The 21,536-nt window shown below is 73.8% G+C and carries 10 protein-coding genes and 1 pseudogene; 5 read left to right on the top strand and 6 right to left on the bottom strand.

Annotated features, from left to right (window positions below; all coding sequences use genetic code 11):
- Window positions 1–686 precede the first annotated feature (686 nt).
- The 3 genes from trmB to JW592_RS25275 all read right to left on the bottom strand — a co-directional run bounded on the left by trmB (window position 687) and on the right by JW592_RS25275 (window position 4,695).
- On the bottom strand, window positions 687–1,421 hold the full coding sequence (gene trmB, locus JW592_RS25285; RefSeq protein ID WP_209267608.1) for a tRNA (guanosine(46)-N7)-methyltransferase TrmB: 735 nt from the start codon (window positions 1,419–1,421) through the stop codon (window positions 687–689).
- 365 nt (window positions 1,422–1,786) lie between these two features.
- Entirely contained in the window at window positions 1,787–3,034 is a 1,248-nt protein-coding gene (gene lhgD, locus JW592_RS25280; RefSeq protein WP_209267539.1) for an L-2-hydroxyglutarate dehydrogenase, read from the bottom strand.
- 128 nt (window positions 3,035–3,162) lie between these two features.
- Entirely contained in the window at window positions 3,163–4,695 is a 1,533-nt protein-coding gene (locus JW592_RS25275; protein ID WP_209267538.1) for an NsdA family TPR-like regulatory protein, read from the bottom strand.
- A 1,513-nt stretch (window positions 4,696–6,208) separates the two neighbouring features.
- Here JW592_RS25275 and JW592_RS25270 point away from each other — a divergent pair.
- Entirely contained in the window at window positions 6,209–8,737 is a 2,529-nt protein-coding gene (locus JW592_RS25270; RefSeq protein ID WP_229376818.1) for a macrolactam cyclase family protein, read from the top strand.
- A 180-nt stretch (window positions 8,738–8,917) separates the two neighbouring features.
- Window positions 8,918–12,919: an AfsR/SARP family transcriptional regulator gene (locus tag JW592_RS25265; protein ID WP_307805537.1), complete on the top strand. Its 4,002-nt coding sequence runs from the start codon at window positions 8,918–8,920 to the stop codon at window positions 12,917–12,919.
- A gap of 716 nt (window positions 12,920–13,635) precedes the next feature.
- Here the strand turns inward: JW592_RS25265 and JW592_RS32945 are convergent.
- Both JW592_RS32945 and JW592_RS25255 read right to left on the bottom strand, forming a co-directional pair.
- Window positions 13,636–14,301, bottom strand: a pseudogene (locus JW592_RS32945) (RNA polymerase sigma factor); the annotation flags it as partial.
- Between the two features lie 320 nt (window positions 14,302–14,621).
- Window positions 14,622–15,455 (bottom strand): TetR/AcrR family transcriptional regulator, encoded by an 834-nt coding sequence (locus tag JW592_RS25255; protein WP_209267537.1) that lies wholly within the window; start codon window positions 15,453–15,455, stop codon window positions 14,622–14,624.
- 409 nt (window positions 15,456–15,864) lie between these two features.
- Here JW592_RS25255 and JW592_RS25250 point away from each other — a divergent pair, with 409 nt between their 5' ends.
- Together JW592_RS25250 and JW592_RS25245 are read left to right on the top strand one after the other, a co-directional pair.
- Window positions 15,865–17,334: an NAD(P)/FAD-dependent oxidoreductase gene (locus JW592_RS25250; RefSeq protein ID WP_229376829.1), complete on the top strand. Its 1,470-nt coding sequence runs from the start codon at window positions 15,865–15,867 to the stop codon at window positions 17,332–17,334.
- A gap of 131 nt (window positions 17,335–17,465) precedes the next feature.
- Entirely contained in the window at window positions 17,466–19,436 is a 1,971-nt protein-coding gene (locus tag JW592_RS25245; protein ID WP_209267535.1) for an ATP-binding SpoIIE family protein phosphatase, read from the top strand.
- Between the two features lie 74 nt (window positions 19,437–19,510).
- Here the strand turns inward: JW592_RS25245 and JW592_RS25240 are convergent, their stop codons facing one another.
- Window positions 19,511–20,797, bottom strand: coding sequence for an MFS transporter (locus JW592_RS25240; protein ID WP_209267605.1), 1,287 nt, complete (start codon window positions 20,795–20,797; stop codon window positions 19,511–19,513).
- Between the two features lie 147 nt (window positions 20,798–20,944).
- Here JW592_RS25240 and JW592_RS25235 point away from each other — a divergent pair, with 147 nt between their 5' ends.
- Entirely contained in the window at window positions 20,945–21,481 is a 537-nt protein-coding gene (locus tag JW592_RS25235) for a MarR family winged helix-turn-helix transcriptional regulator (RefSeq protein ID WP_209267534.1), read from the top strand.
- Window positions 21,482–21,536: the final 55 nt, after the last annotated feature.

Raw genomic sequence — 21,536 nt, 5'->3', positions numbered from 1 at the left:
CGAGTCCTGCGTCTGTGTCTGTGTGGGCGTCTGCCCGTGAGTGTGGCCGGGGGAGCCGGTCGGGTACGGGGTTGCGGTCGGTGGTGCGGCTACCTCCGGGTAGTGCGGGCCGGCCGGAGGAACGGCGCCCGGACCGGTGGGAGGCGGTGTGTACGAGGGGGCCGGGCCCGGCGGCTGCGGGGCGGTCGCGGGCCCGCTCGGGGGCGGCCCACCGTACGGGTACGGAGAGGGGGCGGCCCCGGGTGGCGTGGCGGCCTGCGGATTCGCGGGTGCGTACGGGTCCGTGGGTGCGTACGGGTCCGTGGGTGCGTACGGGGCGGCCGGTGCCGGGTCGTGCGGGGGCACGGGCATCGGCGGCGGTGTCCGCGCGTCCTCCGGCTGAGCGTAGGGAGCTGCCGACTGCGTGCCGCCCTCGGGCCATGGCCCACCCTGCTCCGTCTCCGGTACCCGGTCCTGGCGGCGCTCCGGCCTGCCGGGACGTGCGGGTGGGACGGGCGCGGGGCCGTGGCCCGGCCCGGGCGTCCTCGCGTGGGGCGGCGCGCTGGGGGCGCCGGTTGCCTCGTCATGCACCCAACGACAGTAACCAGTGTGGGTGACGTACGCTGCGGCACCGCCATAACCACCACCTGGCAGTCGTCAGCCCTCGGCCACCGTCGCCGGGCGGAGTTCCCGAGTGCGGGCCGGTCTCAGCGGCGGCGGAAGAGCAGGTCCCGCACCTTGTGTCCCTTGTCCAGTCCCTGGCCCTCGAAGCGGGTCAGCGGGCGGTTCTCGGGGTGGGGTGCGAAGCCGCCGTCCGGCTGGGTGTTCTCGTACTCGGGGTGTGCGCTGAGCACTTCGAGCATCTGCTCCGCGTAGTTCTCCCAGTCCGTCGCACAGTGCACGAGTGCGCCCGACCGCAGCGGCCCGGCCGCCAGATCCAGGAACTCTGGCTGGATCAGCCGCCGTTTGTGGTGGCGGGCCTTGGGCCACGGGTCGGGGAAGTAGACCCGCAGCCCGGAGAGCGAGTCGGGGGGCAGCATTTCGCGCAGCAGGATGATCGCGTCCCCGTTGGCCACCCGTACGTTGGTGAGGCCCTTCTCGTCGGCGAGGCGCAGCAGGTTGCCCTGGCCGGGGGTGTGGACGTCAACGGCCAGTACGCCGGTGGCGGGGTCCCCGGCGGCCATTTGCGCCGTGGCCTCGCCCATACCGAAGCCGATCTCCAGGACGACGGGCAGTTCCGGATCGCCGAAGAGCTCACCGAGGTCGAGGGTGCGCAGTCCGTCGACGTCGAAGCCCCACCGGGGCCACAGCCGCTCCAGCGCCGCGCGCTGGCCCTTGGTCACCCGGCTGCGGCGCGGCTGGAAGCTGCGGATACGGCGCTCGTGGTGCGAGCCGGCCGGGTCGGGCGAGGGGCCGGCTCCCGGGGGGAACATCCGCGCCATCACCCTTCGTGCCGGTCGTTGTGCGGCGTGCTGTTCGCCGTGGCGTCGGTGGGGTTCGGCCTGGCGCCCGTCGGGTTCGGCCTGGCGTCCGTCACCCGGCTCGGCTTCGGGCCCCGCCGGGGCGTCGTCGCGGTGTTGCGGACCGACATCAGCGTCCTTCCGGTTGTCGCCGGAGCCTGCTGGGCCGGCCGCTTCGTGGGTGGGGTCGTCGCTCTCGTGCACGTCGGGGAGGTGGGGTCGCTCGGGGGAGTCTTTGCGTTCGGACACGATGTCTCAATTTTACGGGGGACGTGGCGGACGGCGGCGCCCCTCCCCGGCCCCCGGCCCCTGCCCCCAGGCCCCTGCCCCCAGGCCCTCGTCAGCCGTCAGCCGTCTCCGAGCGCTCCGGCCACCCGTCGGGCGATCTCTCTTCCGATGGGCAGAGATGCGGTGGCCGCTGGGGACGGTGCGTTGAGGACGTGGACGGTGTGGGGGCCCTCCGCGAAGAGGAAGTCGTCGACGAGCGTCCCGTCCCGCAGGACGGCCTGGGCCCGCACGCCGGCGGGCGCGGGGTGCAGGTCGGCTGCCGCCACCTCGGGCAGCAGCCGTCGTACGGCGGCGGTGAACGCCGGGCGGGAGAGTGAGCGCCGCACCTCACCCGCCCCGTACCGCCAGTGGCGGCGGGCTATCCGCCAGGTGCCGGGGTGGGTCAGCAGCCCGGCCAGCTCGGCGGGGCGTACAGTCGGCCAGGCGTACCCCTCGCGGGCGAGCGCCGGGACGGCGTTCGGTCCCACGTGGACGCCGCCGTGCACGCCGCGGGTCAGGTGGACGCCCAGGAAGGGGAACGCCGGATCGGGCACCGGGTAGACGAGTCCGCGTACCAGGTGCTCCCGTTCGGGTACCAGCTCCGCGTATTCACCGCGGAACGGGAAAATGCGCGCTTGCGGTACATCTCCGGCGAGCCGGGCGAGGCTGTCGCAGTGCAGTCCGGCGCAGTTCACCAGGGCGCGCCCGCGCACCACCGTCCCGTCGGCCGTGCGGACGGCGACCCCGCGCCCAGGGCGGCGGTCGATCGCGGTGACCGCTCCGGCGGTGCCGTACCGCACCTCGGTGCCCGCGTCCCGGGCCAGCTGGGCGAGCCGGTCGGCGACGGCGACGAAGTCGCACACGCCCGTCGTCCCCACGTGGATGGCCGCGAGGCCCCGTACGTGCGGTTCGTGCTCGGTGATCTGGGCCGGGCCCAGTTCCCGTACCGGGATGCCGTGCTGTCTGCCGCGTTGGATGAGGGCGTGCAGCCGGGGCAGTTCCCGGTGCTCGGTGGCGACGATCAGCTTGCCGGTGACCTGGTGCGGAATGCCGTGTTCCGCACAGAATTTCACCATTTCCGCCGCGCCTTCGAGTGCGAACCGGGCCTTGAGGGAGCCGGGCGGGTAGTAGATCCCGCTGTGGATCACCCCGCTGTTCCGCCCGGTCTGGTGCCGCGCGGGGCCGGGTTCCTTCTCCAGGACGGTGACCCGGGTGCCAGGCGCCCGGCGGGTCAGCGCATAGGCGGTGGACAAGCCGACGATGCCCGCGCCGATCACGAGCACATCGCAGTCGAGACTTCCGGACGTCGAGGACACGCCCCCCATCATGAACTGCCTCCGCCTCCTCGCCCCAGAAGCCCCTACGCAGAAGCCTCCCATTCAGAAGCTTCCTGTTCAGAAGCCTCCCCACTCAGACGCTTCCCTCACATCAGCCTCATCCCCTCACGTCAGCCGCTTCACGCCGGGGCCATCAGCAGCGGCCTGGCCCGCTCGCGCAGCTCGGCGACGCGGGGCTCGTCCCCGTAGGGCTCCAGGCGGTGCAGCAGATCGCGGACGTACTCCGTGGTGCGTGCGGAGGAGATACGCCCAGCGACCTCCACGGCGCGCACCCCGGCGGCGCAGGCCGCGTCCAGGTTGCCCGACTCCAGTTCGGCGACGGCGGAGACGACGAGCCGCAGCCCGTGCGAGCGGACGAACTCCTCCTTCGGCTGGGAGAGCGCCTTCTCGGTGAACCGCCGCACCTGACGCGGCGCCTTCAGATCGCGGTAGCACTCGGCCGCGTCGGCGGCGAGCCGGTCGTAGGAGTAGAAGTCGAGCCAGGAGGGGTCGGCGTCGCCCTCCCGCGAGCGCTCCAGCCAGCTCTCGGCGGCCGACAGCGCGGTGGCGCACGCCTGTGCGTCGTTCGCCTTGGCGTGGGCGCGGGCCTCGACCAGCTGGAAGAAGCTCATGGTCCGGGCGGTGGCCAGGCCCCGGTTGCGCTCCAGTGCCGCCTGCGCGAGATCGACGCCCTCGTCGGCGAAGCCCCGGTAGGTGGCCTGCAGGGACATGGAGGCGAGCACATAGCCGCCCAGCGGGACGTCGGCCGCCGCGCGGGCGAGCCGGAGCGCCTGGATGTAGTACCGCTGTGCGGCCTCCTGCTGGCCGGTGTCGAACGCCATCCACCCGGCGAGCCTGGTCAGTTCGGCGGTGGCGCCGAAGAGGGAGCGGCCGACCTCGTCGGTGTAGGCGCCCAGCAGCAACGGTGCGGCGTCCACCCGCAGACACTCGGGAACCATGGACGAACGCCAGTCCCCGCCGCCGTACTTGGAGTCCCAGCGGCGCGCTTCGTCGGCGGCCTCGCGCAGTTTCGCCACGTCGGTGTGGCCGACGCGCAGTGGGGTGCCGGCCCCGTCGGCATCGCCGTCCCGGCCGTCACGCGCCTCGCGCAGCCGCCCCTCGGCGAGAGCCGTGAGGCTGTCGGTGGCGTCCGCTCTGGCCCCGTCGGCCGACGGGTTCGCCCCCTCCAGATACTCGACGTGGCGCGCGACCGAGCTGTCGGCCGGGGTTATGAGCCAGCGCGAGGCGGGAGTTGCGTACGCGCTGACGGCGAACGAGCCGGCCAGGGACTGCCAGATGCTGCCGCCGCCGCGCCGCCCGGCCAGATCGAGACGGTAGAGGTCGGTGGCCGATTTGACGGCGGCTCCCACGTCACGCGGGAAGGCCAGCCCGACCTCGGGGGTCGGATCGGCGTCCGCGAGGCCGATCTCGTGCAGCGGCACCGGACGGCCGAGCTTGCTGCCGATCGCCGCCGCGATGAGGTGGGGCGCCGCACCTTGCGGCACCATCCCCTTCGACACCCAGCGGGCCACCGACGTCTTGTCGTACCGAAGAGTGAGGCCGCGTTGGGCCCCCAGATCGTTGACCCGTCGGGCGAGTCCGGCGTTGCTGATTCCTGCGAGGGCGAGGACGGTGCCGAGCTTCTCATTCGGCCCGCGTGACTCCCTGGACATGCGCACCCCTGACCACACCGACGACCGCCCCGCGGCTCTGGCGCGGGGCCCCCTCCCGTCACTGCGCACTGCGCGGCGCGGAAAGCACTGCGAACACAGCGTAGTTCGCCGAATCCCGACCGTTAAGAGGCGTCATGCCGGATGGCGAGATCTATGTCCGTACGCGTGTACGTGCGGGGGTCACGTGCCACCCCCATACTGCCCCGCGCGAGGCGGCCGGAATCATGCGCGCCGTCCGCGGGACGTACGAGATCGTCGGCGCCCGGAGATGTGCACCTGGTGTGTGGCCGTGCGCCCATGCATGCGCCTGCCCGACACGAAGGGGGGAGCGCTTCGATGGGTGTTGCGTGGGTCAGGCCCGCTGCACATGGGTCAGTGGGCTGGGGGACACCGCCGTCTCATTCCCCGCGGACGGCGGTCCGGGCCGGGAGGTGCGCAAGGCCCTCCCGGCCCGGCAACGGGGCGGGGAGGGAACAGCGTTCGACGGGCGGGGCCGTAAGCGGTGCCGAGGGGGGCACGCCCCGCCCGGAGTTCGTATGGCGGGTGCGCGGCCGGGCGCCGCCGCAGCCGCGCCGACCGCGGGTCGGTGCGCGTGCCCCGGTAGGCACCAGGCGGGCGTTCGCACGGCGACCGCGAGGCGCCTGAGCGGACGCGGACACCGGATTGACGTGGGGTTTCCCTCAGTAATACGGCCGAGCGTCGAGCGGCCGGCCGAGTGCTTCCGACGTCGGGCGCGGGGCGGCTGGCGGTGCGATCCGCGCGGGGAGATGCCTCGCCGGGGCGCGCTTCCGGAGCTCTCACGTGAAGAACGGAGCGTCGGCGAGGGCCGAGCGCGGCGCTCGCTTCCGGTGTCGTCCGGTGGTGTCCGGGACGGGGTGTGCCGCCCTGCCGCTGCCCCCGTACGGGCCCCGGGCGGCGCCCCGGCTGCGCCCGGCCGGTGGCCACCGGAGACGGTCCGAGACGGTCGGACCGGGCCGGTCCCTCCGCGTACGGCCGTGGTCCGCCGCGTCCGGAACACCGCTTGCCGCGTGCCCCCGCCCATGCTTCCGTGCCCCGCGTGTGCGACGGGGCCGCGCGCCCCGCGTGCACGTCCCGCGCGGATCATCCCCGGGTGTCGCGCTCGCCCCGGTTGCCTTCGGTACGCCGCCTGTTCGATGTTGCGTGGCGGGGCGTCAAGAAGACCGTCACCGCGGTGCGGAGGGCGCGCATATTTGGCCGAATGACATCGGTCGCCTGTGCTGTGCCGGGTGCCGTCGCCGGGGGTATATGCCGCTGCCCGTCCGGGCGGCCGCCGGGCAACTCAGGGGTAACTCCGCGGCCCCGCCGGGGCGCTGGGCGGTGCGCGAGGGGCGGCGTACCGCGTCGAGGTATGCGCCCCTTGCACGCCTCTTGTGCGCCACTCTCGTGGCACCATAGCCGCAACGGCGGCGGTTTCCGGGGTGGCAGACACCCGCAGCCCGGGCGCCCGCGCGGTGCGGCAGACAGCGGCGGAGTGACGCGAAGGCAGGCGGCGATGCGTTGGTTGGTGGGGTGGAGCAGCGCCGCGGCAACGCCGGCAGCACGCCGTGGAGCCACCCGCACCACTTCCGCCACCGGTAACCCGGGCCGCACGGCTGCCGGTTCACCCCCGCCGTACGGCGCCCATGGCACCCATGGCACCCATGGCACCCATGGCACCTATGGCACCTATGGCACCCATGGCGCGTACGACCCGCACGGCCCTTACGACCCCCGCGACTCGTACAGCACCCACGACCTCGACGGCTCTCACGCCCCCCACGGCTCCCGCACCCCCCACGGCTCCCATGACCCCTACGACTCGTACGGCCCCTTCGGGCATGCCCCGCACACCGCGCACATCCCCGACGGGGGTGACGGCCTCCTCCAACCCGTCGGGGCACAGGTGCTCTGGGGCGGCTCCGACCCGCTGTGGGCCGTCGGGGACTGGCGGCCCGACGAGATCCGCGTCGTCGAGGCCCAGCCGGGCAACCGGCTCGCGGTCCTCGGCTGCTGCGGCGCCACCGACGAGGAGCTCCGCCTCGGACTGGTCGCCGCGCGTGGAGGAGCGTTTCGCCACCTGACCGCATGGCCCGGCAGCTACACCGCCGTGGCCTGCGTGGGCCGCCGTATCACCGTCGCCGCCGACCTCGCCGGGGCCCGCCCGGTCTTCCACGTCCCGTGGGCCGGCGGCACCGCCTATGCGACGGCCGCGCTGCCGCTGGCCGATCTCATCGAGGCCGAACTGGACTTCGGGCACCTGGCCGCGCTGCTGGCCTGCCCGGACGCGCCCGAAGCGCTGGGCGACGGCACCCCCTACCGCGGAGTGCGGCGGGTGCCGCCGGGTCACGCGCTGATCGTGCGGGACGGCGGCAGCCGGGAGGTCACCAGCTACGAGTCGTCCGGCTCGCTCGTCGTCGGCGCCCCACCCGCGGACCCGGAGGCGGCCGTCGCAGGCGTACGGGACGCGCTCGTGGACGCCGTACGGGCCCGGCTCACCGCGCCCCGTCACGCGGCCGAACGGGACGTCGACGCAGGCGCGGTACGCGATCCGGGCCCGGTGCCCGGCATGGGTCCGGCCGACCGGCAACGTGCTCGCGGCGGCCCGGCGCCCGGCGTCGGCGCCGACCTGTCCGGCGGGCCCGCCTCCGGCACCCTCGCCCTCCTCGCCGCAGGGCTCCCCGGCACGCCCGGCACCGTCTTCGGCTCGGGCGCCGCCGCCGCGGGCGAGCGACTGCTGGCGGTCACCTTCAACGACCTCACCCTGGGCGGTACGGAGGGGCAGCGCGGGGCGGGTCACCAGGGCGCAGGGGCAGGCGCGCACCAGCACGCGGGCACCGATGGCCACCTCGCCGAACTGGAGCGCGCGCACGCCATCGCGGGGAACCCGCGGCTGCGCCACGTCGTGGTGACCGGCGGCGAGGAGACACTGCCCTACGCCGACCTGGCGAACGGGCCCCTCACCGACGAGCCAGGCCCCTGTCTGGTGACCGCCGAGCGACACCGGTACCGGCTCTCGGCAGGCAGCGCCGATCACTTCCTGGGCGCGGGCGCCCGCCAGGTCGTCGACGCGCACCCCGCCCGCCTCGCCGATCTGCTGCTGGACCGGCGCCGCCGCCACCTGGTGCGGCCCGTCGCCGCGCTCGCCCGCGCCGAGGGGCAGACGGCGGGTCAGGCCACCGGCCGCTCGCTGCTGGTGCCCGTCACCATCTACCGGGCGGCGCGCAGGCTGGCCCGTACGCCCTACCGCGACGGGGTGGTGGAGACGGCCGCGCAGCTCCGCGACAGCGGATTCACGGCCGCCGCCTTCGCCCCGTACCCGGAGGGCGGCGAGAGCGCGGTGGACGCCTCGGTCGCCGCGCTCACCTGGTGCCGGCCAGGACCGGCGGCGCGCTGGCTGACGGGCGAGGCGCTGGCGGAGGTCTCGCTGCGGCTGGAGGCCGCCGCGCAGGCCCGGCCGTCCATCGAGCGCCCCGGCGAACGACGCGCCAGGGCGGCCCTCGCCAGGGCCGCCGCCGACCACCGGGTGCTCGAACAGGCGGCCGAGATCCGTAATCAGCGCCTGCACGCCCCCTATTTCGACAACCAGGTTGTCCGAGCGGCCCGTGAACTGCCCGAGGCCCTGCGCGTACGCCCTGGAGCGCGCGCCTCCATACTGCGCGCCGCACTCGCGGGCGCCGGCGTCCACGAACTCCCGCCCGGCTGGGGCGCCCCGACCCACGCCACGCACTACGCCGCCCTCCGCGCGGGCGTCCGGCTGGCCGCCGACCAGCTGCTGGAGCTCTTCCGGGCGCCGCTGCTGGCCGAGGCCGGACTGGTGGAGGCCCGCGTGGTGCGCCAGGCCGTCCAGCGGGTGGCCCGAGGCGAACAGCTGCCCGTGGAGGGCATCGCCGACCTGGTCTCCATGGAGCTGTGGCTGAGTCGCCTGCTGGCCCGGCGCGGCACCTGCTGGACCGGCTCCTCCGCACCACGCCACCGCGCCGCCTCGGCAGGCGTACACCCCGACGCCCGCTACGAACGGATGCTTCCGCCGACCCGTGGATGACCGGTCACTGGGTGATGACCGATGGATGACCGGGTGCGTAGGGGGGTGTGAGCGGGGAGGGTTCGCGGTCCGGTCGGCGGGTCCGGCCGACGGTCCGGTCGGCGGTCCGGCCGGTCGGACCGCGGTGCGGGCGCCGGAAAAGCATCCGGCACTGTCGGCGCCGAAAGGGACAATGGGCCTGTGCGGTATCTGATCCTGGGGGCGAGCGAGGCCCGCGACGAGGCAGGGCAGCCGCTCCCGCTGGGCGGGCAGCGGCTGCGCGCGCTGTTCGCCGCGCTCGCGCTGCACGTGCGCAACCGCGCGCCCATGCCCTCGGACGCGCTGATCGAGGACGTGTGGGCGGACGCGGAGCACGGCGCCATGCCGGAGAACGCGCCGGCCGCGCTCCAGGCGCTCGTGGCGAGGCTGCGCAGGGTCCTGGGCAAGGACGCCGTCGAGTCGCTGCACGGTGGCTACCGGCTGCGGATCGACCCGGAGCGCGACGAGGTCGATCTGATCCGATTCGAACACCTGGCCGCCGAGGGTGAGCGCGCACTGGAGGAGGGTGACCCCGAACGGGCTGCCACCGTGCTCCGCGAGGGCCTCGCGCTCTGGCGCGGCCCCGCCCTCGCCGACCTGCCGGGCCGCACGCCCGCCGCCGCCCGCGCCGAAGCGCTGCGGCACACCGTGCTCCAGCGCCGCCTCACCGCCGACCTGGCGCTGGGCCGGGCTGCGCGGGTACTGCCGGAACTGCGCGAACTGGCTCCCGAACACCCGCTCGACGAACCGCTCCAGACGCTGTATCTGCGCGCCCTGCACGACAGCGGCCGCACCGCTGAGGCGCTGGCCGCCTACGAGTCCGTACGCCGGGGCATAGCCGCCCGCCTCGGTGCCGATCCGGGGCCCGAACTGCGCACGCTCCACACCGAGCTGCTGGCCGCCGGAGTGCCGAACGACGACCGGACCGGCGGGGCGGGCGGAGCAGGCAGGGCTGAGCTCGGCGCCGTCTCACGGGATGCCGTCGAAGGTTCCGCGGCCTCCCCGCGTGCCGCCGCGCCGACGTCGTCGCCCGACGGTTCGGCGATGTCCCCCGGTACGTGGACGACGCCCTCCGGAAGGCAGGAGGCTTCGGCGGCCCGCCGGGCGGACGCTCCCACCCGGGATGCCGCCGCTGCGGGTGCCGGCACTGCGGGTGCCGGCACTGCGGGGGCCGCCGCTGCGGGTGCCGGCACAGCGGACGCCGCCGTGTCCGATGTCGAAGCCCCGGGGGCCGGAGCTGACCCGGGAGTCGGGGCCGCCCCGGGAGCCGGAGCCGCGTCGCCCGAGTCCGGTGCCGCGCCCACGGGTTCACGTCCGACGGCCCGCGGCCGCGAGGGCGAGGGCGGACCCGGTTCCGTCGACCGCGCCGGGGGACCCAAGGCCGGCAGCGCACCGGCGGGTCGGCGCGGCAACCTCAGGGCCCGGCTGACCAGCTTCGTCGGGCGTGAGACCGACATCGCCGCCATCGACTCCGACCTGGGGGCCTCCAGGCTGGTCACGTTGATCGGCCCCGGTGGCTCGGGCAAGACCCGGCTGGCAGAACAGGTCGCGGCAACGGCGGCGGCCACCGAGCCGACGCCGTATCCGGACGGCACCTGGCTGGTGGAGCTGGCGCCGCTCGACCACCCCGCCGCCGTCCCGGACGCCGTGCTCAGTGCACTCGGCCGCCGGGTGACCTCCCTGTCCACGGCCGCCACCGAGGGCGCCCGCTCGCTGGGCGGCGACGGAGACGCCACGGCGCTGCTGATCGAACACCTGGAGCAGCGCGACCTGTTGCTGGTGCTCGACAACTGCGAGCACGTCGTCCACGCCGCGGCGACCCTCGCCGAGACGCTGCTGGCGCACTGTCCGGGCCTCACCGTGCTGGCCACCAGCCGGGAGCGTCTCGGCGTGCCGGGTGAGACGGTGCGCCCGGTTGAGCCGCTGCCACCCGTGCCCGCGCACCGGCTGTTCGCCGATCGCGCCGCCGCCGCACGCCCCGGGTTCCGTACGAGCGAGGATCCCGAGGCGGTCGCGGAGATCTGCCGTCGCCTCGACGGACTGCCGCTCGCGATCGAGTTGGCGGCTGCGCGGCTGCGCTCGCTCACCCCGCGGCAGATCGCCGACCGCCTGGACGACCGCTTCCGGCTGCTGACCAGCGGCAGCCGCACCGTACTGCCGCGCCAGCAGACGCTGCGCGCGGTCGTGGACTGGTCGTGGGACCTGCTGGACGAGCGCGAGCGCACCGTCGTACGCCGGCTGTCCGTCTTCGCGGGCGGCTGCACTCTCTCCGCGGCCGAACACGTATGTGCGGACGGTCCACCGGACGGCGCCGAACGGCCCCGAACGGGGGACGCGCCGAAGACAACAGGCGAGACGCCGACGGACGTACGGGAGGCAACATGCGCACCGGGGGCAACATGCGCACCGGGGGCAACACGCGCACTGGAGTCAACAGGCGCACCTGAGCGAACACGCACACCGGAGTCAACAGGCGTACCCGAGGCCCCGCAGGCACCGGGCATCCGACCGGAATCGATCCACCCCGACGACGTACTCGACCTCCTCTCCGCGCTCGTGGACAAATCCATCCTCGTCGCCGACCAGCCGCCCGCGCTCTCCGGCACCGGCGTGCGCTACCGCATGCTGGAGACCATCCACGACTACGCCCGCGAACGCGCAGCCGAACACCCGGCCGACCGCGAGGCGGCGGAGGCGCGGCACAGCGCACAGATCCTCCGCTTCGCCAACGCGGCCGAACCCCGTCTGCGCTCAGCCGAACAGCTCTCCTGGCTGCCGCGAGTCGAGGCCGACCTCGACAACATCCGTGCGGCCCTGCACCGTTCGCTCCGCGACGGAGACCTGGAGACGGTCGTCTCGCTCGTCCGCTCGGCCGGCTGGTTCTGGTGGCTGCGCAACTACCGCGACGAAGGCGCGCACTGGGTGAAGGCCGTGCTGTCGATGCTTCCCCCCACCCGGCAGGAACGCGACTGGGACCAGGAGACGCTCTTCCGGGAGTTCCAGTTGCTCGACTACTTCCTGCTGGCCGAGCACCACAGCCAGGAGCTCCTCACCGAACCGCACCACCGGGCAGTCGCCCAGGAGCTCCTGAGCACCTTCCGCGAACCGGGCCCGTCCGCCGCACGCTTCCCCGGTCTGCTCTGGCCCTTCACCAGCTACCTGCTGGAGGGCAACAAGGGAGTGGCCTCCCTGATGGAGGTCTCCGTCGCCAACTGCCGACGGTACGGCGGCCCGTGGGAGCTGGCCGTCTCCCTGCTCTTCCGGGCCCACGTGCTGCTGGACCTGCCCGGCGGGGTGCGGGCGGCCAAGGACGATCTGCCCGAGATCAGAGCCCTGGCCGAGAGCACCGGCGACCGGTGGCTGCTGAGCCAACTGTGCGGGCTGCGCGCGGAGGTCGCCCTTCAGGAGGGCCGCTACGACGATGCCCGCGCCGAGTGCGAGACCGCCTTGCGCTACGCCCAGGAGCTCGGGGCCTTCACCGAGATGCCGCTGCTGCTGGCCCGGATCGCCGAGATCTGGTTCCGCCGAGGGGACACGGAGCAGGCCGACAAGCTCGCCGACCGGGCCATGGAGCAGGCCGAACAGCTGGGCGTCAGAGATGCGCTGACGATCGCCGTCTTCGTCCGCTCGGTGGCCGCCACCGAGGCCGACGACATCGAACGGGCCCGCGATTTCCACTCGCAGGCCCAGAAGAGCGCGGCGGTCGGCACCCCGCCTGCGATGTTCGAGGTCATGATGCGCGTACTGGACGCCCGCATCACGGCCTCCGAAGGGCCGGAACTGCTCCCCGAGGCCATCCGCAAGATCCGTAGCGCCATCCGCACCGGGCTGGAGGTCGGCGTCCCGGAGAGCCTCGTCGGCCAGTCCCTGCTGACCGCGGGCCACATCCTGCACCTGGCCGGACGTCACCCACTGGCCGTGCAGTTCGCCGACGCGGCCCAGCGGCTCCGGGGCGAGCTGCCGGCGAGCGTCCCCGAACGCCGCCTCGACGGCACCATCCGCGCCTACTCCGACCCTTCCGCTGCGGGGCCCGCAGGCCCCGCCGACCCCGCCGGGCGCCCGCTGCTGACCGGGGCCGAGGCCGTCGAGCGACTGGACGAACTGTGTGCCCAGTTCGCCATCGAGACCTCCACCGAGGAGACGGCGCCCGTCCGGGAGGCGTGACGTTCCACGACCAGCCGCACCTGGTGGTCCCCGCCCCCGGCAGCCAGCGTCACGCTGTGGCGCGAGACCTCGATGAGATCGTGCTTCTCGGGCGGCACCGGCCTCGGCGGCTCCGGGCTGGGGCTCGGCGGCGGCGGTGGCGGCGCCGGCCGCTGGGGCTCGGGCGGGTCGGGACGCCGTGACGGAGCCTCGGCCGCGGGGGCGGGCTCCGGCTCCGGCTTCGGCGCGGGGCGCGGCGCGGCCTGCGGAGGGGGCAGCTCGGACGCGGGCGGCTCGGGCTCCGGTGGGCCGGGCTTCGGCTGCTCGGGGCCCGGCGCGGGACCGGGCGCCGGATCGGCCTTCTTCGGCGGGTGCCCGGGTGCGGCGGGCGGGGCGGGACGGCGTGCTTCCGGCTTCTCGGAGGGCTCTCCGTCGCCTCCGGTCAGCGCGTAGGCGAGCACCGCACCGGCCGCCGCGACCACGCCCAGCCCGATGCCGGCCTTCGCGGGAGTGCCCAGCCCTTCCGCTGCCGCACCACCACTCACACCACCACCCACACCACCTGCCGCACCGCCGACCGCCGCGCCGCCCGCCGTCGCCGTGCCGCCACCCAGCAGGGCGGCGAACGCCTTCGCACCGCTCGTCGTTCCGAACCAGCCCACCAGGGCCACCGGAACCAGCAGCCTGATGTGCTGATTGAGGTCCTCGACCTCCGACGCCGCCTGACGGCACGCCGGGCACTCCTCCAGGTGCCGGGTCAGTCCGCGCTCGGCCCGCATCCGCAGCCCGCCGCGCGCATAGGCGCCGAGTCGGTCGGCGTACCGGGCGCACTCCCCGCCCTCCGTCAGGGCCCGGTTGACGTGGGCTTGGAGATACGCCTGCTTGAGGTGTTCCCGGGCGCGGTGCGCCGCCGTCGCCGTGGCCCCGCGCGACTTGCCCAGCAGCGGCGCCACCTCCTGCGGCGGTACGCCCTCCACGGCGGTGTGCCACAGCAGCATCCGGTCGTACTCGGACAGGCTCCGGAACGCGCGGACGACCAGCTTCTCCTCGGCCTCCCGCATCGCCCGCACCTCGGCGCCGAGCTCGAGGGTGGCCTCGTCCCGAGCCGTGGAAGCGGCAGCCGCCGACTGCGCGAACGCCGCGAAGTCGTCCACCAGCCGCTCCCGCCGCCGGGTTCTGGCCCAGTCCGCCGCCACCCGTCGTACGGAGGCCAACAGGTAGGCCCGCACCGACGCCTCGGGGCCCTTGCCGCCGCGTACGGCCTGCAAGGTGCGGGCGAAGACCTCACCCGTCAGATCCTCCGCCGTGTCGGTGTCCCGGCAGCACGTACGCGCGTAGCGCCGCACCGGCTCGGCGTGCCGCCGGTACAGCTCCTCGTACGCCTCGTCGTCGCCCTGCCGCATCCGGGAGAGCAGCTCCATGTCGGAGACGCCGTGCCGCCTGCGCTGCTCCGGGACCTGGCTCGGACCGGGCCGCCCGGACGTCCCCCGGACAGAGCCGGCGCGAGGCTCTCCGGACCCCTGCTCCTTGTCACCACCCATCGCCGCGACTTCCCGATCCGCCCTGCGTGCTGACCATCGCGTCAGCGTGGCACAGCACCGGCGGACGGGAACCCGACAAGCAGACCAACCACCCGTTCGGGTCGTCCCGCACGGGTTTGCGCATGCCCGGGCCCGTCAAGGGGAAGCGGCGGCCCGCACCGGTTCAGGCACCCCGCACCGGTTCAGCGGGCGCCGCGGGAGCGCAGCCCCTCCAGGAGGATGTCCAGCAGCCGAGTCGAGGCGGCCGCCTGCTGTGCCGCGTCCGGCAGGGAGGGAGCGGCGGTCGCTATCACCAGCAGCACATCGCCCACGGTCACATCGGGACGCAGCTCGCCCGCTTCCCGCGCCCGCTCGACCAGCTGTCCGACGACCTCCAGCAGCTCCGCCGCACCGGGGTCCTCGTCCATTCCGTCGTACGCGGCGCCGGAATCGCGCCCCGTGCCGGGACGTTCCACCAGCCGCAGGTCCGGCTGGCCCCCCTCGGTGAATGCCGGTGCTTCGGCGTATCCGTTCTGTACAGAACCGCGCTGCTGGGGCACCCGCAGTGTGGTGTCGGGCCGCGTCTCCGCCCGGAGAATCCGGGGCGGCAGCAGCCGTCCGGCCCCCGAAGCCACGGAGGTGCGCAGAAAGCGTGAGAGCGCCGACCAGGGCTCCTCCTCCTGGCCCAGCGCGGCCCGCGCCTGCTCCGTCAGCCGCGCAGTCTCCTCCTCGGCTATCCGCCTGACCAGCACGTCCTTGCTCGGGAAGCGGCGGTATACCGTCCCGACCCCCACCCGCGCCCGGCGGGCGACATCCTCCATCGGCGCGCCGTAGCCCAGCTCGCCGAAGACCTCGCGCGCGGCGCGCAGGACGTGTTCGAGATTCCGCTGCGCGTCCACCCTCAGCGGCGTCGTGCGCCGGGCGGCCGCCGTCGCGGCGCCGGTCGCGGTGGAGTGCGCGGTGGTCTGGCCCTCCGCGACGGAGACAGCGGTCGGCGCCGTCCCGGCATGAGAGCCGTGAATACCCTGAATGTGCATCGTTGTTCCCCCGGTAAATCCAGTCTCCCCCCGGAGACCCCCGCGTCCGCGGGGTCGGAATGCGCGCAGTGGTCCCTGGATCGCACCCCGCTGGGATACGAACATAGTTGAGCCCACCCTGAGAGAGAAGAGGGCGTCCCTGCACGGCCGCGCGTGCCCCGTGCCCCGGTACCGGACGTATCCGGCCCTTACGCCCCCCGCACGCCCCGCACCCCGGCGGTGACCTGCGCGTACCGCTCCCGCTACGGCGTCGGTGGTACGACAGGCGCTCGGCGGACACCGGTCACATGATTGACGTGTCCTGTGGACAAACGAGGGGCCGAGGGTGCGTCATGGTCAGGTGACGAAGGCCACGAAGGAACCTGCGAAACCCGCGCGCATCCTGGTTGTCGGCGGCGGTTACGTCGGCATGTACACCGCGCTGCGCCTCCAGCGCCGACTCAAGCACCGCCTCCGACAGGCAGCCGGCTCAGGTGGCGCCCCGGCGCCCGATGCGCCGGACGCCCTCGGCGCGCCCGGATCACCCGTCGCCTCGTCACTGGAGTCGGCCGACGGGATCACCATCACGATCCTGGACCCGGACCCTTATATGACGTATCAGCCGTTCCTTCCGGAGGCGGCCGCCGGGTCGATCTCCCCCCGGCACGTCGTCGTCCCCCTGCGCCGGGTGCTGTCGCACTGCCAGGTCATCGTGGGCGAGGCCCGCACCATCGACCCCGACCGCCGTGTCGCGCACATCTCCACCCTGGCCACGGCCGAGGCCGACGCAGCCCGCGCGGCACAGGCGGCACCCGGTCGCCCGCCCGAGCCGCAGACCCTGGAACTGCCCTACACCGAACTCGTGCTGGCACCCGGTTCCGTCTCGCGCACCCTCCCGGTCCCCGGCCTGGCCGAGCACGGCATCGGCTTCAAGACCGTCGAGGAGGCCATCGGGCTGCGCAACCACGTACTCGAACAGCTCGACATCGCCTCCTCGACCCGCGACCCGGCCATCCGCGACGCGGCGCTCACCTTCGTCTTCGTGGGCGGCGGCTACGCGGGCGTCGAAGCGCTGGCCGAACTGGAGGACATGGCGCGCTACGCCTGCCGCTACTACCACAACATCTCCGCGGACGACCTGCGCTTCATGCTGGTGGAGGCGAGCGACCGGATTCTGCCCGAGGTCGGCGCGGAGATGGGCGGCTACGCGCTGCGCGAGCTGCGCGCCCGCAACATCGACGTACGCCTGGAGACCCGTCTCGACTCGTGCGAGAGGCGCGTCGCCGTCCTCAGCGACGGCTCCCGCCACCCCACCCGCACCCTGGTGTGGACGGCAGGCGTCAAACCGCACCCCCTGCTGGCCCGCACCGGTCTGCCGCTCACCGCGCGCGGCAAACTCAAGTGCGAGGCGACCCTGCGCGTCGAGGGCACCGAACACGCGTGGTCGGCGGGTGACGCGGCGGCCGTCCCCGACCTCACGGCGACCCCGGCGTCGGCCGAGGCGGCGACCGCCGGCGCGGAACCCCCGCTGTGCGCCCCCAACGCGCAGCACGCCGTACGCCAGGCACGCCGTCTCGCCGACAACCTCGCAGCGGTGTGCGAGGGCCAGGACCCCACCCCCTACCGCCACTCCTACGCGGGCTCCGTCGCCTCCCTCGGACTGCACAAGGGGGTCGCGCACGTGTACGGACGGAAACTCAAGGGCTACCCTGCCTGGTTCATGCATCGCGCCTACCACCTCAGCCGGGTGCCGACCTTCAACCGCAAGGCACGCGTGCTGGCGGAATGGGTGCTCTCCGGCCTGTTCAAGAGGGAGATCGTCTCCCTCGGCTCGCTGGAGCACCCCCGTGCCGAGTTCGAACTCGCCGCGGGCACCGTACGGCGCCCCGACGAGAGGTGAGGGTTCCAACGGCACGGTGGGCCACACTGGACATGTGACCATGGGTGGGCCCGTGTCTGCGAAGCGTGACCCCGAAGCGGCCCCCCAGCGACCCGAGCGAACACAGCGAACCACACAAGGAATCGGACGACGTGAACTTCACGCGCTGGAGCGCCCGACTGCCCGGCACACAGCGGCGAACCGCTGCCGCCCAGGCCGCGATAAAGGCGCGAGCGCAGTCGACCGAGACCTCCGGCGAGGGCAAGGACGACGGCGGCAAGAACTCGGGCACCGGCCGCACCGGTGACGACGGCACCGAACGCGAAGGGGCCGACGGAACCGAGGGCAACGGCCCCGACCCGGGCCGCGAACCGACGGCTGGACCAGGTGCCACCCCGCCGACAGCCGAAGCGACCGTGCCCGAACAGGCCGCACCCGGCCGGACGGCCGACCCGTACGAGGACTCCGCGGACGCCCCCACCGTCCCCGCAGCGCGCCTCAGCCCGCACGCCGAGGCCGACTCCGCGTCCCCCGAAGAACCCGGTTCGGCGGCCGGCCCCGGCTCAGCCGCCGAACCCGAACGGGCGGCGCGGCAGCGCCGACGCGCCATCGACGCGCTCCCCGTACGCGCCCTGCTCGGCGAGGTTCCCGCGCTGGCAGCCGTCGTACACGGCCCCGAGCACCGCATCGCGTTCGTCAACGACGCCTACGTCCGCGTCTTCGGCCCTCGCCCCACCGGCGCCGCCGCCCGCGAAGCCCTGCCCGAACTGGTCGAGCTGGGGCTGCTCCCACTGATGGACCAGGTCCGGCGCAGCGGCCGCCCCCGTACGGTCAAGTCCCGCCGGGTGCCCCCGCGCCAGCAGGCGTCCGGCCCCAGGCGCCGTGCGGGCTACTACACCTTCACCTGCACCCCCATCACCACATCAGGTGACAGCGGAGTGCTGATCTTCGCCGCCGACGTCACCGACCAGGTGGAAGCGGTCGAGCGGCTGCGCGCCAGCGAACGCCGCCAGCGCGAGGCGGCCGTCACCCTCCAGCGCAGCCTGCTGCCCCAGGAACTGGAGCAGCCCGACGACCTGCGCGTCGCCGCCACCTACCAGCCGGGCGGCACCGACGCGGCTGTCGGAGGCGACTGGTACGACGTCATCACCCTCGGCGCGGGCCGCACCGCGCTCGTCATCGGGGACGTCATGGGCCGCGGTGTGCGCGCCGCCGCCGTGATGGGACAGCTGCGCACGGCCGTCCGCGCCTACGCGCGCCTCGACCTGCCGCCGCACGAAGTCCTGCAACTCCTCGACGGACTCGCCGCCGAGATCGACCCCTCCCAGATCGCCACCTGCGTCTACGCCGTCCACGACCCCAACGAAGGCCGCCTCAGCTACGCCTCCGCAGGACACGTACCGATCCTCGTACGCGACCCCGACGGCACCGTCCACCGCGCCGACGAGCACACCGGCCCGCCGCTGGGCACGGGCGGCTGGCTGCACACCTCGGGCAGCCTCCCGCTGCCCGAGGGAGCCACCGCCGTGCTCTACACCGACGGCCTGATCGAGCGCCGGGACGCTGACATCGACGAGGGAATCGCGGCGCTGGAAGGCGCCTTCGCAGGTGCCACCGGCTCGCCCGACATCATCTGCGACCGGCTGCTGCGCGCCCTGGGCATCAGCGAGGACCACGACGACGACGTGGCGCTCCTCGTCTTCCAGCACCCCGTACGCAGCGGCCCCGACGCCGAGCTGTTCCACAACGCGGCACTCGACCTGCTCGGCGGCACCGAGGCAGCGCCGCGCGCCCGAGCGTTCGCCTCCGGCGTCCTGGCCTCCTGGCGCTTCCCCACCGAGCTCCGCGACCTCGGCGTACTGGCCGCCAGCGAACTGGTCGCCAACTCACTCCAGCACGGCACCCCGCCGATGCGGCTGCTGCTGCGCCGCACCGACCGCCGCCTGATCATCGAGGTCACCGACGGCGACGAGCACCTGCCACGCCGCTGCCGCGCCGAACCGGCCGACGAAGCGGGGCGGGGCATCTCCATCGTCGCCACGATCGCCTCGGCGTGGGGCAGCCGCCGCACACAGGGCGGCGGCAAGTCCGTCTGGTGCGAGTTCGCCCTGCCGGGCAGGTAGCGCACATGGGACCGCGCCCCCTCGCGTGTGCCGCGAGGGGGCGCCCCGTCCCGCCCGTCCGGCAAGAAGGCCGGTCACCGCACGACGTCAGCGCGCTGCTCCTCGAGAACCGGACGCGCAGTGTCCCCGCGGGCCACGATGACCGACCCGGGGCGGTCATCGCGCTCGGTGAGCCGCCGCCCCAGCACCAGGGCGAGCCCCGTCACGCCCAGGCAGCTCACCACCAGCAGCACGATGTACGCGGACCACGCACCGGCCGCGGCGAGGGCACCGCCGACAGCGGGACCCACGGCCAGGGCCAACTGCTTCACCAGCGCGAAAGCCGAGTTGTACTGACCGACGAGGCGCGCCGGAGCCAGGTCGGCGACCAGCGGCGCCACCGTCGGCGACAGCATCGTCTCGCCGACCCCGAACAGCGCGTACGTACCGATGAGCAGCGCGGTGGCCACCGCCTGCGCCCCGTGCACCAGCCCGGAAGCCCCCGCGGCCAACCACGCAACCGTCCAGATCAGACCCACCAGCGCGACGACCCGGCTCCGCCGCCGCCGCTCCACCAGCCGCAGCACCACGAACTGCGCCAGCACGATCATGGCCGTGTTGGCGGCGAGCGCGATCCCCAGCGTGGAGGTCGAGATCCGCGTGACCTCCACCGCGTACGCCGACAGCCCCGACTCGAACTGCCCGTAGCAGGCGAAGAAGATCACGAACCCCAGCACGCACAGCAGCACCATCGACCGGTCCCGCAGCAGCACACCCCAGCCGGAACCGTAAGCGGCGCTCTCCGCACCGGCGGCCGTCGCGGCGGGGCGCCCCACGCGCACAGTCACCAGCACGGCGAGCAGGACGAGGAACATCGTGGCCTCGATGACGAACAGCAGGGTGAAGCTGGCCGGATGGCGCTCGTCGACGAGCATTCCGCCCAGCAGCCCACCGACGCCCAGCCCCAGGTTGTTGAGGAAGAACTGGGTGGCGAAGGCGCGCGAACGCGACCCCGGCGTCGAGCTCCACACGATCATCGTCGCGAGGGCGGGCTGGAGTACGGCGATGCCGGCGCCCATCACGGCGGACGCGACCAGCACGGCGGACGCGCTGGTCGACAGCCCGAACCCGAGCGCACCCAGCGCGGCGGACACCGCACCGACGACAACCATCACCAGCGGTCCGCTCCGGTCGATCACGCGCCCCGTGAAGGGCAGCACGAGCAGCGCGGCGGCGGCGAACACCGCGAGCACCGCGCCCGCCGTGCCGTCGCCGAGCTCACGCACCCGCGCCACGTAGACGAAGAGGAACGGCACCGTGAAGCCGTTGCCGAAAGCTGCCAGCGCGTTACCGAGCTGGATCCGCCGCAGCGCGGCGGCCATCGCCGTGGTCACACTCACCTGCCTGAGTCGAGAGTCGAGAGAACTACAAGGGATACAGCTACGAAGACTTCGAAGCTAAAGTTCGAGACTAAAGACTACACAGCGCAAGCGTTTAGAGCGAACGAGTTGACGTGCGATACTGCCCACATGCCGGACCGACAACCGACGCTCGACGAGCAGATCGCCATCTACCAGCGCGAGTACCGCGATCTGGACCCGCAGGTCGAGAAGGTGGTCAACGCCGTGAGCCGGCTCGACCGCAGGATGAACGTGGCCTACGGCCGCCAGCTCGCCGCCCTCGGTCTCAGCAGCCCGGAGTGGGAGGTCCTCAAGGAACTCGTCATGGCGGGCAGCCCCTACCAGCTGTGGCCCGGCACCATCGCCAGACGGCTCGGCCTCACTCCGGCGGCGATGACCCACCGCATCGACCGGATGCTCACCCAGAACCTCGTCACCCGTGAGCGTGACCCCGACAACCGGGTCCGCGTGATCATCGGCATCACCGACACCGGTCGCGAGAAGTGGCTGGAGGTCATGCGGATGGCATCGGTCTTCGAGGAGGACCTCCTCCAGGACCTCTCCACCGGCGAGCGGGTGCAGCTCGGCGACCTCCTCACCCGCCTCCTCCGCCGCGTCGAACACGCCCAGCCGGATGCCGGCGGCCGCCTCACCGACCTCGACTGACGCCGGACCAGGGGGCGTTGGGCCGGGTCCGCCTCCGGTTGACAGCGCGACCCGT

This window comes from Streptomyces spirodelae, from assembly GCF_017676385.1.
GTDB lineage: Bacteria > Actinomycetota > Actinomycetes > Streptomycetales > Streptomycetaceae > Streptomyces > Streptomyces spirodelae.
The sequence above is the reverse complement of the archived record's forward strand: the minus strand, read 5'-3'. Positions and strand labels throughout refer to the sequence as shown.